Genomic DNA, 18261 nt, shown 5'->3' with positions numbered 1-18261 from the left:
TTTTGAAAGTCTCTAACGGTGTTGTTACTACTAAAAATGAAAAGATAATTATAAAACCCCAAATGTTTTGAAAAAATTCTCTCTTATAATATTAATGCTTTTAGCTTATAATATTGGACAATCACAAATAATGATTAGCCAATATATAGAAGCTGCTTCGGGAACTACTCCAAAAGGTATTGAAATATACAATGTATCAGGCTCAGATATTGTTTTTTCACCTACAAATAACCTACGGGTTTATCTAGGAAGGAATGGAGGAGCTTGTTCAATTTTATCTGGTATAAATATTACTTCGGGAACTTTACGAGCTAATGAAGTATGGGTAATAGGAACAACAAATTTAATTACCTATGCAAATTCGAATGGAACAAATCTATCAGGAACAACAGATTACGGATTTGACTTTAATGGAGACGACTCTTTACAATTATATTTAGGCGGAGCTTTACAAGATGTTTTTGGAACTTGTGGTTCTGACCCTGGTAGTGCTTGGACTGGAGGAGGAGTCTCTACGGCAAATAATAATTTACAAATTAAAGATGGTTTATGCTCGGGTAACCTTACCGGTTGGTCAGATCCAAGCACCCGGTTTGATGAAATAACCGACGGTGAAGATATGACAGGTTTTGGAAATGCTCCTACTTCTTGTTGCTTATCAACTTCAATCTGGAACGGATCAACATGGAGTACAGGCACACCAGATTTAACAACAGAAGCGATTCTTGATGCCAACTACGATACTAGTAGTAATGGAAACATTCAAGCTTGTAGTTTAACCGTTAGCTCAAACTTCGATTTAACCATTGCAAACAACACCTTTGTTGAAGTAAAAAACGACCTAACTGTAGAAGCAAATGCAAACATTTATGTGGCATCTCAAGGCGCATTTGTACAAAATGACGACTCAAGCACCATTACTAACAATGGTTATATTGAAGTTACAAAAATTACCGCCCCAACAAACTATTGGTACGAATACACCGCCTGGAGTTCTCCTGTAGCAGGAGCAGATATTGATAATGGTTTATCTGAATCTAAATCGAACAGACGCTATAAATTTCTTAGCGAAAATTTTCTAGATGCTACGGCAGAAACTAACAACAACAACGCAACTATTGCCGGACAAGATGATATTGATGATAATGGTGACGATTGGCTTAATGTAAACGGCTCGACAGTTATGGAAACAGGTGTTGGTTACGCATCTATGCACGACCCTGTAGGCTTTGCTGGCCCTGGTAGTGCTCCATATGAATTTAGCTACACTTTTGAAGGCGCCTTTAATAACGGTGTTATATCTGTACCTGTTCATAGAAATGATTCTGAACTTAACGACACAAACTGGAATTTTATTGGAAACCCTTATCCTTCTGCTATTGATGCCGATTTGTTTTTATTGGCCAACGATGGCACTACTAGCACAGCTGATTTAGGTGGAGCCATATTTTTATGGTCTCACAACACACCGCCTGCCTCTACTGCTAACGGTAACGAACAACTCAATTTTTCAAATAATGATTATGCTATTATAAATGGCTCTGGCGAAACTGCTGGAGGCGATGGAACTTTACCAATTGTAATAACATCAACAGGACATAGAGCAATTCCGTCGGGTCAAGCCTTTTTTGTAGGCTATTCAAACTCATCTCCAACAACATCTGTTTCTGGAGCTATTGCAACGGGCGAAGTTATTTTTAACAATGCAATGCGATTAACTGATATAACGGCAAATAGCGAATTTTTTAAAGGCACTAATTCTAAAAACACATCTAGCAGTACAACTATTGCAGATAAATTATGGCTTGATTTAACATCTGATAATGGTGTTTACAATCAAATTTTAATAGCTTATGTAAATGGCGCAACTAATGACGATGATGGTTTAGTCTTTGATGCTGATAAATACCCAACTAGCGGTGCTGCACTTTACTCTACCATAGAAGGCTCTATTAAAAAATTCGCCATTCAAGGGAAGTCTTCAGAAAGTATAAATGAAGATGAGATTATCAATTTAGGTTTCAACTCATTTATCAATGCAGAAACAGAATACACAATATCTATAGACAAACTACAGGGTGATTTTCTTGACAATAACACGGTCTATTTAAAAGATGATTTGCTTGACATCTCACATAACTTATCGGATAGCGATTATAGTTTCACATCGGAAACAGGAGAGTTTAAAGAACGTTTTCAAATTGTTTTTAAAGAGGACACTACGCTTTCGGTAAGCGATATAGCTACTAACGAAAATACGTTACAAATTATTCAATTAGATAACGACCAAGTAAACTTTAAAACAGGAACTAGCGAAACTATTAAATCGATTATTATTTACGATTTATACGGTAGAAAACTATACCAATTTGAAGGACAAAACAGCTCTGAAACGTTTAGGCTTTCAAACATAAATACTGCAGTTTACATTGCTCAAGTTCAACTTTCTAACAATGCTGTAATCACAAAGAAAGCAATAAAAAGATAATTAGGTTTACACCGAAATTACAAAGTATACTTTAATGCTAAAATAACATTTATTCCAGCCGCTGCAATTCCAGAAGAATAGGTTTTGTAGCGTTTGTTGGTTATATTCTCTACACTTGCCGAAACCGATGTAGATTTATGTATTTGGTATTGGCCTCTTAAATTAAATGTGTGCCAAGCCGGAGAATAAGGGTTTCCGTTAGCATCCAGAGCATATATATAATCTTTTTCAATTTCTGAAGGCGCTAATTGATTATACGATAATTCGTTATTATAATTAGCAAAAGCATCTAGTTTCAACTTGTTTCTAGCCCACGTAATGTGCGTATTTCCAAAATATGGAGCAACATGCCTAATTGGAACTTCAATACCTTCATCTTCTTCTGTGCCACCAATAACGTTATATTGCGAAGTTAGTTTTAACTGTTTTGATATATGGTATTTCAATCCAACTTCAAAACCATAAATCCATGCTTTTGATGCATTCTGAATGGCTTGTACGTTACTTAATTCGCCATCGTACATAATTTCGGTTTCACCATTTAAACTATAATCTCGGCGCACCAAAGCATTATCTAAATACGTATAATAGGTGTTTAAATCTAAAATAACTGTGTCGTCGAAATTCAATTTTAAACCGAGTTCACCACCATAAGCGTATTCGGGTCTTAAATTATTGTTTGGAACTACCACCGAACCAGGTTCGGAATCGAAAACCTTACCAATATCGTCAATATTTGGTGCTCTAAAGGCCGAAGACGCATTAAGCTTCCATTGTATGATATTATTTGGCGACCAGCTTATTCCTGCTGTGCCTGTAAGCGCACCAGCTTCATTTTTAGAAGTTGTAAAAGGTAAATTTAAATACACATTGTTTTCGGTGAAATCTGCTTTAGAAATAACATGATTAAAACGCAACCCAGATTGAAATACAAACTTGGTATTTGGTTTATATTTTATACTAGAATAAACCGCAGCAGATTGCCAAGTAGCACCATTGGGATAGCGAGAAACTGTTGATGTTAATATGTTTGTATCTATGTTTTCTTCGGAACCAATTGATGATACTTTATTATAAACATACTCGAAACCGTAAAAGAATTGCATTTTAGAGTTTATAGTTTTTTCTAAATCTAAATTGAATGAGTAAGCGTCTACAGCTTCTTCCCGAATGCTCCTGATGGATGATTGAAAATCGCGATCCATTCTACTTTCTTCAAAATTTTGATACGCCATTGTCGCATTTATTTTATCGTAAAGATTAGAGTTACTACTCAATTTAGTAATCTGCAAATTAGACATAAACCAATTTTGCGGTCCATAATTCCATTCTGCAGAGCGTAAAGTGCCACTTCTATATCGAATTAAACGATCGTATCTTGGAATATTAGACGATGTGGTGTAAAACAAACCTAAATCGAAACTTAAATTCTCCAAAGGTTCATACCTAACTTTTTGCATTAAATTTAATTGATTGTAACCCGAATACTTTTGCTGTAATGGATTCGAGTTTTCTTCAATAACATCGCCATCACTCCTTGTTACAACATATTCTGGCCTTAAATAATCGTCTGGGCCGTTTTTACCCATTTTTAAATCTCCAAAATTGGTATAACTGGCACTGGTAACAAATGCTAGTTTTTTATAACCCAAATTAATATCGAAATGCCCTGTATTTTCATTACTTGCGGAGGCGTATCGTGCAACAATATTCGATTTAATTAAAAGGGAATCGGTGTAAGATAATTGAGGTTTTCGGGTATAAAAACTCATAACACCACCAACAGCATCACTTCCATAAATTACCGATCCTGCGCCTAGAGTTACTTCTGTGTTTTGTACTGAAAAAGGATCTATTGCAATTACATTTTGAAGATTTCCGCCTCTAAAAATAGCGTTGTTCATACGTACACCATCAACGGTAATTAATAATCTATTGGTTGAAAATCCTCGAATCATTGGGCTACCTCCTCCCATTTGGCTTTTTTGCACATAAACTTGCCCCGTGGTTTCTAATAAATCTGCACTAGTTTGTGGGTTGGTAAATTGTATATTTTCCGCGTTTAGACTTACTATTTTTTGCGGAATATCTCTTTTGCTTTGTTCGAATTTTGAAGCTGAAATAACAATTTCCTGAAGTCCTTCGGTATTCGATTCAAGAAATATTTTTTTTAACGATCCAATCTCTACTTTGGTAGTTTGCTTTAAAACGTGGGATAAGTGTTTAAAATAAATAACTTCGGTATCTTGAAACTCACTCAACGAGGCTTCGCCTCTAAAATTAGTAACTTCCGATTTCGATTTATCGACATTATAAATAGCAACTCCAAAAATAGGCTCTTGGGTTCTTTTATTAAGCACCTTTACATTTTGAGCACAGGATGCCCAAATTAAAAAAAAGAAAAATATGCTATAAAAAAATTTCATGCTTAATTAAAAACTTGATTAAAAATCTTTAATGATTTTGGTGTTTTAAAACTTCCCAATTGTAGTTCGAAATATAGCAAAATCATATTTAAAAACGATTGCCTTTGCCTCGCATTAATTTTCACATCTTGTAAGGTATCAAATGTTGTTTCCAATAGTTTTTTAAGCAGGTTTAAATCTTCACCTGTTATAGTATTTCTGAAGTCTTGCTTAATTTGAAATTTACCTTCAACTAAATTAAAATGATTTAATTCTCTATCGATGACATCAGGATAAAAGCCTAAATACTTCGTTAAATTTAGTAAAAATAATAAGTGAAAATTAGCGTAATCACTTTGTTCGTCTAGCCATAATAAAGTAGTCTCTAAATAGCTAAATAGGATTTCATTCGATTCTTCTTCGCGTAAAGCACTGCTTAAAACCTCGGACAGAAACATGACAATAGCACTTTTTAAAACATGCGTATGTAAACTACCATATAGATGATTTAACCTCACCTCGCTTAAACTTTGCAGCGAGCGACTTGATTTATAATTAACAGTAATTTGCAACTGAGATAACAATTGAAAGTATGCAACTTTGGTGCTACCCTTTTTACTTTTTAAAACACCACGAAGTAAAAAACTAACAACACCTAATTCTTTGGTATAGCATTTTACTATTAAATCGCTGTCTCTATATTTTAGTTTAGACAACACTATGGCGTTGGTTTTAACTAACATTACCTAACTACCATTAGTTTAACAACCTTAGTTTCGAAAGTATCTAAATCGGAAATCATAACTAAATACACTCCAGAAGACACAATATTATTTGCCATATTTTTTCCATTCCAAAATACGGTTCCACCATCTATTTCAAGGTTGTAGTTATTATATCTTAGATTAATTCGAGATTGCGCTTCGGCTACCAAATTACCTTCTATATCCGTAATTTTGATATTTACGTTATCGGAAATATTTTTAATAGTTACCTTTTTTTCAACGATATTAAAGTTTGGACGCACTGGGTTTGGATAAGCGTAAACTGATTCTAAATCTTCCGTTGTGCTTGAGCCTCCCGACTTAAATGAAACTAAACCTTTACTTGTAGCAAAATAAATGAGGCTATTAGTCTCATCGATAGAAATATCATTGACATCGTTTGAAGGCAATGGTGAATTATCGGTTGTAAAATGATATATAGTTTCCTGCCCATCTGAAGATAGATAAAACACACCGGCTCCAATAGTGGAAATCCATTTATTGTTTCCTCCATCCACTTTTATATCTGAAATATATTGATCTGCTAGGAGTTCTTTTGCAATACCATCTTCAATAATTATAATCTCATCTGTAGTAACATTTTCATCTGTAAAAAATCCAGATGTATTATATAAAACTCTTAAACCAAGATCAGTACCAACCCATAGTTGATTTCTATTATCTAAAGCTAATGCTCTTACTGTTTTAATAGGTAAATTACCATCGAGTTCACTAATATTTTTAATTAACGGACTTCCGTTATTTTCATTAAAACCAATAATACCTTTAGAAAAACTTGCTATCCATTTTGTACCATTATCATCTACAATTAAATCGCTAAACCCTAAATTATCATTTATTACATCTTCAATTATATCTTCAAAACTATAAGAAACCCATTGATTACCAACGGGGTTATATGATTTCAAAGGTTCTTCGACTAAACTCGTTATAGTCCACAACAAACCATTATTATCAAATACAGACCCACCAACTCTTATACTTCTATAGTTTGAATTCCCTGGTAATTGAAGCGATTCTAACGCACTATTTGTTTCATCATACAAAACAGTAGGCTCGTCGTTATTAAACTCCAATAAACCTTGAAAAAAAGAACTCACAAACACTTGATTGTTGTTTGAAGGATTAACAGAAACATAATTTAAATGAGTAGCTCCTAACAAATCACTATAAGCTGTATTTATCCAAGTTCCATCGTTTAAATGACTCATGCCCCTATTGCCAGAAAGCGGCTCGTAATACAAAGAATACTCTCCATAAGTAACCCATATACCATTAGGTTCGGATTGAATTAAAAAAGGAGCATTTAATAAAGGTCCGTCTGGATAAATTTCTTCATAATTAGCAAGATTTGATAAAGATGTAGATAAAACACCAAAATTATCGGTACCTACATAAATATTATCGTTATTAACTATGGCCGCATTAAAATCGGTATCGTAATCTGTACTTTTTGAAGCTTGAACTAGCAAATTAAAATCGATATCGTAAACAAAAATATTGTTTTTAGTGGTTACAATTAAATTTTGTTCTGCAGCAACCATTTTTAAAGGCGTATCTGAAAACACAAACAAACTAGTTAACACATCATTATTAACCTCGTATATTCTTTTACTTGTATTTATAGCATACAATTTATTTTGGTTTGCTTCTACAGACAAAAAATCACCACCAGTTACTAGCTGCCAATTTTTATAATCGATTAAATTTGGGCTAGCAATAGCAGCTTTTTTCAAACCACCACCATCGCGGCAAGCTGCATAAATATAATCACCAAAAACAGTGGTTTGACTCACTTCTATCTGACTTCCTAGGTCTCCAATAAAATAAGTATCTCCAAACTCTAAACGCTCTAGATCGAATACAGAAATACCATAACCTGTAGACAAATAAATAAAATTTTCATAAGCATTAATATGATTAATTTTTTTATCGCCATCGCCGATAGTAGATTTATTTACAATATCGACTACAGTTAATACATTATCGTCGTCGTCGAAAACAATTTCAATTAAACCATTTTCGTAAGCAACCACTAACAACGCATAGACATCACTGTAATATATGGTTGAAATGGTTTCACCCGATAAGCCATTAATTGTGGTAATTTCTTCTAATTCTTTAGTTTGTGGGTCGAAACTAAAAACAGCATTTTCTGAAGCTGCATATATTTTATTATTTCCAACTACAACATCATTGACTTGATTGTATGAAAAATAACCATCCCAAATATTCGAAAAATCTTGAGCATACTGCACCAATGGCAAAATATAAATTAGAAAAATTATTAATTTTTTAAGCATCATTTTTAAGTATAAACAAGGTTTTCCGTTTTCCAAAATATTTATCGGATTATTCCATAATTTATGAAATTTCAAAAAAATTATTAATTTTAGATAGAATCCTTTGATAAAACCACTAGTAGTTTAATTTGATCCAAATATATTTATAACTAACGAGTTTTGCTTCAAAAAAATATATTATAGCCCTTAAAGTTAAGATTAACAGCTAAATTTTTTATTCTAAAACAAAAAAAGCCTTCTGCAAAAACAGAAAGCTTTTTTTTAAAACCTATTTTTTAGACTTTATACCACTCCTTGTGCTAACATGGCATCGGCCACTTTTACAAAACCAGCAATATTTGCTCCACGAACATAGTCTACATATCCATCTTCATCTTCTCCAAACTCTAAACATGATTTATGAATATCGGACATAATATCCTTTAATTTACTATCTACTTCTTCTCTTGTCCATTTAAAACGTAATGAATTTTGAGTCATCTCTAAACCAGAAGTTGCTACACCACCAGCGTTTGAGGCTTTACCTGGCGCGAATAATATTTTTGCTTCATGAAATACCGTAATAGCATCCTTTGTAGATGGCATATTAGCACCTTCGCTAACACAAATACAACCATTTGAAACTAAAGTTTTAGCATCGTCTTCATTTAATTCATTTTGCGTAGCGCATGGTAATGCAATATCACATTTAACTCCCCAAGGCGTTTTTCCTTTTACAAAGGTTGCGTTCGGGTAGCTCTCTAAATATTCACTAATTCTGCCACGTTTAACGTTTTTAAGGTTCATAACAAAGGCTAATTTATCAGCATCGATACCATCTTCATCATAAATATATCCAGAAGAATCAGAAAGTGTAAGCACCTTTCCTCCTAATTGTAGCACTTTTTCTGCAGCATACTGCGCCACATTACCAGAACCAGAAACTACAACTGTTTTTCCTTCAAAACTATCTTTTTTAGTTTCAAGCATTTTTTGTGCAAAATAAACATTGCCATAGCCTGTTGCTTCAGGTCTAATTAACGATCCACCCCAAGACATTCCTTTTCCTGTTAACACGCCCGTAAACTCATTTGAGAGCTTTTTATACATACCAAACAGAAATCCAATTTCGCGAGCTCCAACACCTATATCACCAGCAGGAACATCTGTATTTGCGCCAATATGTCTAAACAATTCACCCATAAAGGCATGGCAAAAACGCATAATTTCGTTATCACTTTTCCCTTTTGGATCAAAATCACTTCCACCTTTTCCGCCACCCATTGGTAACGTGGTTAAACTATTTTTAAAGACTTGCTCGAAAGCTAAAAACTTTAAAATACTCATATTTACAGTTGGATGGAAACGCAATCCGCCTTTATAAGGACCAATGGCAGAATTCATTTGAATTCTATATCCACGATTTACTTGAATTTCGCCAGCGTCATCTACCCAGCAAACCCTGAATGTAATGACACGCTCCGGCTCTACCATCCTTAACAAAATATTTTTGCCGTAATATATATCGTGTTTAACAATGTACGGAATTACAGTTTCCGCAACCTCTTCTACAGCTTGTAAAAACTCAGGCTCATTGCCATTTCGTTCTTTTACTAGATCTAAAAATGCTTTAATGTTATTTTTCATTTAATATAAAATGTATTAAAAATTATATAATATACAATTATCGGATGCAAATATACGTTATCTTTAAAAATATAGTGTTATTTTTTAAAAATTCGCAATACAAGTTTACACTTTATTAGCTCTAAGGTTATAAACATTTGTTAGTTCGATGAGATTTTCTATATTTGCTTTTATTAATGCCTCAAAAACAGTATATTAATTATGCTTAACTTAAAGCGTTTAGCTTGTTTTATTTGCGTGTTTGCTACCTACCAAACAGCATTTGCCCAACTGGGATTTTCTCACGAAATTGGTGTTATAGCAGGCCCAGTTCAATTTAGATCGGATTTTGGACAACGCGATAACTCAAGTACAAATTTTGGTAATTCAGGCTTTGGAATTGGAATTGTTCATTATTTAAACTTTTCTTACGAAGCCGATTGTAATTGCTACACGACAGACACCTATTTTAATGATCATTTCAAATTACGAAACGAAATATCTTACAACAAAAGTAATTTAGAACATGTTGGCCATTGGGTCGATGCGAGTAAAAACTCAGCAGAAGCCAACCAATTAAGAGGCCATAAAGGCGTTGCAGAAAATTTTGATATTGGTACCCAACTTGAATTTTATCCTTTAAGCATACGCTCATTTCAATCTTTTGATCCTAGAATAGCTCCTTTTGTTAGTTTAGGAATTCACTATACGGCCTTTTCACCAAGTGTAAGCACTACTTACGCAAACCCAGATCCTACAGCTATAGGTGATGTCACAGATGCTAGTAATTTTTATTCTCAATGGGATCCTGGTTCTGTAGATGCTACAGCAGGTGGCACTTGGTCTACAGTATCTAGTATTGGAATACGATATAAGCTAGATCGCGTATCAGATTTAATGATAGATTTAAGAGGACAATTTTATTTTAGTGACTGGGTTGATGGACTTAACCATCAATTAGACTATAATAAAAACAACGATTGGCTTATTTGGCTTAACGTTGGTTATATTTATTACTTAGATTAATAAAACTCAATTTATATAAAAGGGAAAAGGCAGGTATTTAAATAAAATATCTGCCTTTTCCCTTTTAGAATCAACATAAGGTTCCATACCTGTTTTTGAAATATTCCCCACTAATGTTTCTCTTAATATTATTACCTTTTAATTCGGTGTATTCAAATGCAATAATTATCTTTAATGTTGCTAAATAACACCATCCATGCTTAAAACGAATTCACTCTTTTTTATTTGCTCTCTCATGCTATTATTCAGCTGTAAAGACGATATAGACACTACTTTTGAAGATATAAATATTACAACAGAAGAAAATACCATTGTTGAAGTTAACATACCGAAAGCTCTAGGAAATACATCAATTTCTAATGCTATTAACTCTGCAATTAATAAAGAGGTTATAGCAGATTTACATATTGGAGAACCAAAAAGTATTCGCACAACTACTATTAAAGAAAGTATTACAACTTTTAATAAAGAGTTTGATAACTTTCAAACCGATTTTCCTGAAACTACTCAAGTATGGGAAGCACAAATTGATGGTGAAATCATGTTTACTTCACCAAATATTATAAGTATTGCCTTAACATCATATACGAATACAGGTGGTGCGCATGGTATGCTAAAAATTTCATTCCTAAATTTTGAAGCTTCAACTGGAAAAATAATTTCTAATGAAAATTTAATAAACGATATCGAAGCTTTTAAACAAATAGCCTCACCCTATTTTAAAGAAGCCACAAAAGATAAAGATATATTTGAATCGGAATTAGACATTTTTAATTTACCAGAAAACATGGGTTATAACGACGAAGGCATTGTTTTACTTTATAATGCATACGAAATCGCCCCATATTCAACAGGTATTATAGAATTCGAAATTCCTTTTAATGAAATTGAGAGCTACTTAACCTTTAACGGCGCGAGATAGTGCAAGAATATAACCAAAATGCATCCCTTCGTGAACCAAATCAAACTGTAATGCATCATCAATACTTCTTAATGTATTTCCTGTGGTAGATACGGTATACTCCGTATAATTTTTAAAAACGCCTGTTTTATAATCGGCTTCTAATTTCGTAATGGTAGAAATTAATAGACCATTAATTTCATCAACCTCAGCTTGAGTAACATCACCTTCTGGTTTGCTATCTTTTTTGTATTTACCAATCATCTCATCACTAACAACCATTGGTAAGCCAGAAAGCTTATAAACTAAGACTTGCGTAGTAACTACCATATGAGCTATATTCCAAATAATATTATTATTGAATCCTTCTGGAATTTTATTTAAATCCTCTAAAGTATTATTTTCAATATGTTTTTGTGCCATAGCACGAATATTAGCTAAGATGCCGAATGTAAATTGCATATTTTTAATTTTTGCATAAATATACTTCTAAAACAAAATACAGGCTAAAATAAATTCATTTTATTCAATAACATTTTCTAAATCAATTGGCATAAAACTGAAAATTAGCTTTATTTTGCTTTAAATAAAAGTTATGAAAAAAGTATATTACTTAAAAACGTGTAGCACTTGTATTAGAATTTTAAAAGAATTGGATCTTCCTTCCAATTATATTCTTCAAGATATTAAAACAGAACCTATAACCGTAACTCAATTAGAGGAAATGGAAGCTCTTTCTGGAAGTTACGAAGCCTTATTTAGCAAACGCGCTAAGCTTTACAAAGAAATGGATTTAAAAAACCAAGACTTAACTGAACGTGATTACAAACAATACATTTTGGAGCATTACACTTTTTTAAGCCGTCCAGTAATTATAAATGAAGCCGCTATTTTTATAGGAAACTCTAAGAAAACTGTTGAGGCTGCAAAACAAAGCCTTTAATATTTTATTTGAAATGCCTTATTTTCTAATCACAGTTTTAATCATACTATGATCGGAATTTCTTGTATTTATCTTTTCAGAATTTATGATCTTCAAATCTTTAGACACCCAAATATGGTCAATAGATAACAACGGCATATTCCAAGGCCAAGTTTCTCTAAAACCATTACCTTTTTTGGAAAAAAAGTGATTGTAATGATCTTTTAAATCATTTAAAAACCTAGATTCGTAAGGCACATTAAAATCACCTAAAACAATAGTGTTTTCGGTGTTTTTTACAATTTTGTTTTCAAATTTAAACTCCCAAGTTTTAGGCACATCTAGACTTGCTACCATGTCCACAACATAGAAATTAATACCCGCAGAACTAAACTTAATTACTGCCGAATTAAATTTCGATACCTGCTCTATTTCTATATCAATAGGTGTTTTTGAAAAAATATCAATCTGAAAATCAGATTTATAAAAATAATATTCAGGGTATTTTTTCTTTACTCTATCTAAGCTAATTGCTTTAGCTTCATTTAAAACCATAATATCCGGAATCCCTTCGTTCTCTAAAAAAGCTGTTTTAAAACTATTAGCTCTAGCGCAATTCCAAAACACAACTTCAACATCATTCTCTATCACATCTTCAGGAAAACTGATGCTAAAGCTTCTAAAAAACCATAAACATAATAGTAACCCTGCTAGGATTAAATTGTACTTTCTACGCTTTCCAAGAAAAACAGAAAACATTAAAACAACTACAATTATGATAGGTAAAGGAAATCGGTAAAACCAGTATTCTAACTTTTGTATACTATCTTTTAAAATAAAATGAAGTATTAATAATGCGGAAACAGTTATAATATTTCCAATAAATAGAATTTTACTTAAAACCCTAAGTATTATCTTAAACGGTACCCTTTTGCTGCCCACCATGGATGTATTTCAATTTCTAATCGTTCCGCTTCTACCATTGGATCGGATTTCGCTAAACTATCTGCCATTTTTAAAGTTGGCACATTATAGATGGTTATACCTCTAATATCACCATCATCACCAAAAGGTCCAGAAATATCTGCATAACCCAACTCGTACATTTTAGATAAATGTTCTAGATGGAGCTTTTGCAAACGTTCACTCTCCTCTTCGTTTTGCATATGGATCTCACTTTTTTTCAAAAATGCCATAAAATACTGTTGCATAAGTATGGTATCCTTTGTTTTTTCATCAACGTAATCAAAAGTTTTAAAACCTTTGGCTGTTAATTCTTCTTTTATTTGTTTAATTGATTTTTTAACAGGTACTGCAGGAACTTCAACAATAATGGTGTCAGTTTCTTTTAAACCCATTTCATCAACAGATTGATTTCCTTGTTTTGTCTCATTCTTACAAGACCCTAACAATAAAACACATAACAATGGTAGTATTATTTTTTTCATCATAAATAATATTAAAGTTCTTTATTCCAAGATTTAAAAGGTTGTTTACTTAATAGCGAATTATAATATCTAACATCTCCGGTAACTTCTACTCCCAACCAATCTGGTTTTATATACGTTTCGTTTTCACTATTCAGTTCTATTTCTGCAACAATTAAACCAGAATTTTCGCCATAAAATTCATCTACCTCAAAGATATGGTTTCCTTTTTTTATTTCATATCTGGTTTTATCAATAATTGAAGGTTCACATAACTCTAATAGCGCTTCCGCTTCAACTTTTGGAATTTCTTTTTCCCATTCAAAACGAGATACTCCATTTTTAGAAGATATACCTTTTACCGTTATAAAACCATGTTCTCCTTTTAACCTTACACGAACCGTGCGCTCTTTATTGGTATTTAAAAAACCCTGACTTATTCGTGTTTGTTTGAAAGCCTCCTCTTTAAACGCTTCCGATTTTACTAAAAATTTACGTTCTATTTCTACCATAGGAAATTCCGCGAAAGCGAAAATATTTTAAAAATATTAAGTTTAAGAACTGCCCTTAAATATGAATTGATAAATTTACACTATGTTAACCGATTTACCAATAAGAAAAATTATTCATGTGGATATGGACGCCTTTTATGCGTCTGTTGCGCAATTGGATAATCCGGAATTAATTGGTAAAGCCATTGCTGTTGGCGGAAGCGGCAGGCGTGGCGTAATTAGTGCAGCCAGTTACGAAGCCCGGAAGTTTGGTGTAAAAAGTGCTATGTCTGGAAACTTGGCCATTAAGCTTTGTCCGGAATTAATTTTCGTAAAAACCGATTTTGAACGCTATACCTCTATCTCCAAAAAGATTAGAAAAATATTTCTCGATTATACCGATTTGGTAGAACCGCTTTCCTTAGATGAAGCTTACCTCGATGTTACGCAAAATAAAAAAGGTAATCCAAGCGCCTCTATGATTGCTGAAGAAATTAGAGCGCGTATTTTTAATGAAGTAGGCTTAACAGCTTCCGCAGGAATCTCAATTAATAAATTTATTGCCAAAATTGCCAGCGATTACAATAAACCTAACGGACAAAAAACAGTAAATCCAGAAGAGGTTATTCCATTTTTAGAAACGCTAGATATTAGAAAATTTTATGGCGTTGGTAAGGTTACTGCCGAAAAAATGTATCAAAAAGGCATTTTTACAGGCATGGATTTGAAACAAAAATCTATAGAATTTCTAGAGGAGCACTTTGGAAAATCGGGTAGCTATTATTACAACGTGGTTCGCGGTATACATACTAGTGAAGTGAAGCCAAACCGGATTAGAAAAAGCTTAGCCGCCGAACGTACTTTTAGTGAAAATTTATCTTCGGAAGTTTTTATGATGGAGAAATTAGAACAGATTTCTGAAGAAGTTACCAAACGCTTATTGAAAAGTAAAGTTGCAGGCAAAACAGTAACTTTAAAAATAAAGTACAGCGATTTTAGTTTACAAACACGAAGCAAAACACTTCCCTATTTTATAAGTGATAAAAACATTATTCTAGAAACGGCAAAAGATTTACTTTATCAAGAAAAAATGAGTAATTCGGTGAGATTACTAGGCATTTCTCTTTCCAATTTAAATACAGATACTAAAAAAGCACCAGAACCAAAAAGTGTTAGCGCACAGCTAAAATTTGGATTTTAAAAGTTTAAGATATTTATTAAAAATCACCCAAACTTAACTTTATTTAACAACTTCTAGCCATTTTTTTGCTTATTTACTCATCTAATTGTATAAATCTAGGACATATCACTATTTAGAATAATTAAAAATAGACACAAAAAACTTAAATATTCTTAATGAGAGTATAGAATTTCTTGTAAATAAAAAGTAAATCTACCATTGCATTAAATTATCATCAAATCCATTATTTTTATTTGGACTAAATATAAATAAGAGTAGTTTTGTAAAAAAATTACTCATGCCATCAGTAAAAATATTTTCAACTTTCTTATTGTTCTTCTTCAGTATTCTTGCTTTTAGCCAAGACGGAGATCTATATGGTAAAGTTAAATTTGACAGCAACGAGCCAGTTATAGGAGCCTATATTATTTTAAAAGGTTCTAATTTTCAAAAGGAAGCAAACTCAGATATTAATGGTGATTTTTACTTCGAAAGTATCCCTTACGGAAATTACACGCTTCAATTTCATTCTTTAGATGCTAAAGTTAAAACTGTAGATGTTACCATAAATACTTCAGAAAAAAAAGTAGATATTTTATTAACATTTGCCTCTTATCAAGATTTAAAAGAAATAAAAATTGCAGGTAAAACCGTAAAAAGACAAATTGAAGATAAAGGCTTTGCTGTAAATGTTATTCAAACAAAGGAAGCTAGTATTAGAAACATTCAAACAAACGATTTACTGAACACCACAGCTGGTGTAAAAATTCGCCAGAATGGTGGTTTAGGTTCCAATGTAGAATATAGTTTAAACGGCTTATCTGGTAGTTCCGTTAGAATTTTTATTGATGGTGTTCCAATCACCATGTATGGTTCTTCTTTTAGTCTAAACAGTATTCCAGCCTCAATGATTAAAAATATAGAGGTTTACAAAGGTGTTGTTCCTGGACATTTAGCAGACGATGCTTTAGGTGGCGCCATTAATATTATACTTCATAATTCTACTCAAAACTACTTGAATGCTTCAGCTTCTTATGGATCATTTAATACATTTCAAACTAACGTAAACGGTTTATATAGATTCGAAAAATCTGGTTTTACGGTTAAGGCCTCTGTGTTTCATAATTATTCTGACAATGATTATAAAGTTTCCGGACGCAGTGTTGTGGTTACTGGTTTAGGTGGTGTGCAAACCCCAATTACTGCAAGACGATTTAATGATGCATATAGATCTACAGGTGGCGTGGCACAAATTGGTTTCACAAACGTAAAATGGGCAGATCAATTTTTTGTTGGAGTAACAAGTTCCGATGATTACAAAGAAGTCCAACACGGCGCTTTTATGACCATCACACCATACAAAGATCGTTTTTTAGAGTCTGATGCATTGATAGGTAATTTAATTTACAAAAAGAGAGACCTTTTTACAGAAGGCTTTGATGTAAATATAAACGCTTTGTACGGTAAACGAAACCGAACTGTAAATGATACCATCGCTGCTGCATACAGTTGGAATGGAGAAAGAGCCGTAGATTTTAGAGGAGATGAATACGAATATACTTGGGATTCTCAGCAAGAAGGCGGACCAACTCTAGCAAAAATAGAAAGGAACGTCGCTGCTGTTAGAACCGGATTATCTTATACTATAAACGAGCATCATAAAGTACTATTCAACCATGCATACTCCAGTATTAAAAGAGAAGATAGCGATGCCTTAAGGACGATTTTAGAAAACACCTTCATGGGTACTAGAGATTTATATAAAAATATTTTTGCTTTAACCTACGAGCTATCTGCTATTAACAACCAATTAAAAACGAGCATATTTGGTAAATATTATAGCCAAAAAACTTTGAGTATCGATCCTACCATTGCAACAGATAGTGAAGGAAATGATACCGTAGTTGATGAAGTTGTAAGCGCTAACAATAAGTACGAAGGTTTTGGTTTTGCAGCCTCTTATGCTATTACACCAACGGTTAGCTTATTAACATCGGCCGAAAAAGCGATTAGATTACCTAACGAAACGGAAGTATTTGGTAACGATGGTGATAATGTTGTTGCAAACCCAAGCTTAAACCCAGAGGTTAGCAACAATTTCAACTTGGGTTTTAGATTTGGTAGATTCAAAATAAAAAAACATGCTTTTACCATTTCGACCAATGCTTTTATAAGAGACATAAAAGATAGAATTGGATTACCTATAGAAACATCTTTAAACGTAGATGACGAATTAATTTTATACGTTAATCAGGGTAATGCAAAATCTAAAGGTATAGATACACAACTTAGCTACACGTACAATAAAAACTTAGGTTTTAATTTTAATATATCTCGTTTCGATTTAACAAGTGAAACCGCCAACGGAACAGAATTCGATATTCCGAACACACCCTTTTTCACAATGAATGGTAGTTTGAGGTATTCATTCAAAGAACTTATTCAGAAAAAATCTTTATTAAATCTTTTCTACTCTGTGTATTTCACAGACGAGTTTTCATACTTAGTATCTCAAGGCTCTAACACCGTTGGTGACGATTTCTTTAAAGTACCCGAACAATTGGTTCACGATTTAGGCCTTACCTACTCTTTCCCTAATAAAAGATTAGCGATGAGCTTCGATATTAAAAACATTTTTGACGAGCCCGTTTACGATAACCTTTCGGTACAAAAACCAGGACGTGCTTTTTATTTTAAACTGAATTATACAATCAACAAATTTTAAATC

The 18261-nt window shown here is 32.8% G+C and carries 14 protein-coding genes; 6 read left to right on the top strand and 8 right to left on the bottom strand.

The window, feature by feature from the left end:
• Positions 1-67 precede the first annotated feature (67 nt).
• A complete protein-coding gene (locus GQR97_RS06730) occupies positions 68-2488 on the top strand; it encodes a T9SS type A sorting domain-containing protein (protein WP_158846727.1) in 2421 nt (806 codons plus the stop codon).
• Between the two features lie 17 nt (positions 2489-2505).
• Here GQR97_RS06730 and GQR97_RS06725 read toward each other — a convergent pair whose 3' ends face one another.
• From GQR97_RS06725 to gdhA, 4 genes are all read right to left on the bottom strand, one after another.
• Complete coding sequence (locus GQR97_RS06725) at positions 2506-4914, bottom strand: TonB-dependent receptor plug domain-containing protein (protein WP_158846725.1); 2409 nt, start codon at positions 4912-4914, stop codon at positions 2506-2508.
• A gap of 2 nt (positions 4915-4916) precedes the next feature.
• The gene (gene recO / locus GQR97_RS06720; RefSeq protein WP_317164127.1) at positions 4917-5612 is read right to left on the bottom strand and encodes a DNA repair protein RecO; all 696 of its coding nucleotides are present in this window, start codon (positions 5610-5612) and stop codon (positions 4917-4919) included.
• Positions 5613-5635: 23 nt separating this feature from the next.
• Entirely contained in the window at positions 5636-8056 is a 2421-nt protein-coding gene (locus GQR97_RS06715; RefSeq protein WP_233267617.1) for an ABC transporter substrate-binding protein, read from the bottom strand.
• 207 nt (positions 8057-8263) lie between these two features.
• A complete protein-coding gene (gdhA, locus tag GQR97_RS06710; protein WP_158846721.1) occupies positions 8264-9607 on the bottom strand; it encodes an NADP-specific glutamate dehydrogenase in 1344 nt (447 codons plus the stop codon).
• A gap of 201 nt (positions 9608-9808) precedes the next feature.
• Between gdhA and GQR97_RS06705 the strand changes: the two genes are divergently transcribed.
• Positions 9809-10612: a THC0290_0291 family protein gene (locus GQR97_RS06705; RefSeq protein ID WP_158846719.1), complete on the top strand. Its 804-nt coding sequence runs from the start codon at positions 9809-9811 to the stop codon at positions 10610-10612.
• A gap of 235 nt (positions 10613-10847) precedes the next feature.
• Complete coding sequence (locus GQR97_RS06700) at positions 10848-11534, top strand: DUF3298 and DUF4163 domain-containing protein (protein ID WP_233267616.1); 687 nt, start codon at positions 10848-10850, stop codon at positions 11532-11534.
• On the opposite strand, the gene GQR97_RS06695 is transcribed toward GQR97_RS06700, so the two are convergent.
• On the bottom strand, positions 11511-11975 hold the full coding sequence (locus tag GQR97_RS06695) for a DinB family protein (protein WP_158846715.1): 465 nt from the start codon (positions 11973-11975) through the stop codon (positions 11511-11513). The genes GQR97_RS06700 and GQR97_RS06695 overlap by 24 nt on opposite strands.
• Positions 11976-12108: 133 nt before the next feature.
• Between GQR97_RS06695 and GQR97_RS06690 the strand changes: the two genes are divergently transcribed.
• Positions 12109-12456: an arsenate reductase family protein gene (locus tag GQR97_RS06690; protein WP_158846713.1), complete on the top strand. Its 348-nt coding sequence runs from the start codon at positions 12109-12111 to the stop codon at positions 12454-12456.
• A gap of 18 nt (positions 12457-12474) precedes the next feature.
• Here the strand turns inward: GQR97_RS06690 and GQR97_RS06685 are convergent, their stop codons facing one another.
• From GQR97_RS06685 to GQR97_RS06675, 3 genes are all read right to left on the bottom strand, one after another.
• Positions 12475-13194 carry an endonuclease/exonuclease/phosphatase family protein gene (locus tag GQR97_RS06685; protein ID WP_158846711.1) on the bottom strand — a complete coding sequence of 240 codons (720 nt, stop codon included), beginning with the start codon at positions 13192-13194 and terminating at the stop codon, positions 12475-12477.
• A gap of 152 nt (positions 13195-13346) precedes the next feature.
• A complete protein-coding gene (locus GQR97_RS06680; protein WP_410488937.1) occupies positions 13347-13886 on the bottom strand; it encodes a YciI family protein in 540 nt (179 codons plus the stop codon).
• A gap of 8 nt (positions 13887-13894) precedes the next feature.
• On the bottom strand, positions 13895-14374 hold the full coding sequence (locus GQR97_RS06675) for a CYTH domain-containing protein (protein ID WP_158846709.1): 480 nt from the start codon (positions 14372-14374) through the stop codon (positions 13895-13897).
• Between the two features lie 82 nt (positions 14375-14456).
• On the opposite strand from GQR97_RS06675, the gene dinB reads away from it, so the two are divergent.
• Both dinB and GQR97_RS06665 read left to right on the top strand, forming a co-directional pair.
• On the top strand, positions 14457-15554 hold the full coding sequence (dinB, locus tag GQR97_RS06670; protein ID WP_158846707.1) for a DNA polymerase IV: 1098 nt from the start codon (positions 14457-14459) through the stop codon (positions 15552-15554).
• A 277-nt stretch (positions 15555-15831) separates the two neighbouring features.
• Positions 15832-18258 carry a TonB-dependent receptor gene (locus GQR97_RS06665; protein ID WP_158846705.1) on the top strand — a complete coding sequence of 809 codons (2427 nt, stop codon included), beginning with the start codon at positions 15832-15834 and terminating at the stop codon, positions 18256-18258.
• Positions 18259-18261 lie beyond the last annotated feature (3 nt).

Source organism: Algibacter sp. L1A34 (assembly GCF_009796805.1).
GTDB lineage: Bacteria > Bacteroidota > Bacteroidia > Flavobacteriales > Flavobacteriaceae > Algibacter.
The sequence above is the reverse complement of the archived record's forward strand: the minus strand, read 5'-3'. Positions and strand labels throughout refer to the sequence as shown.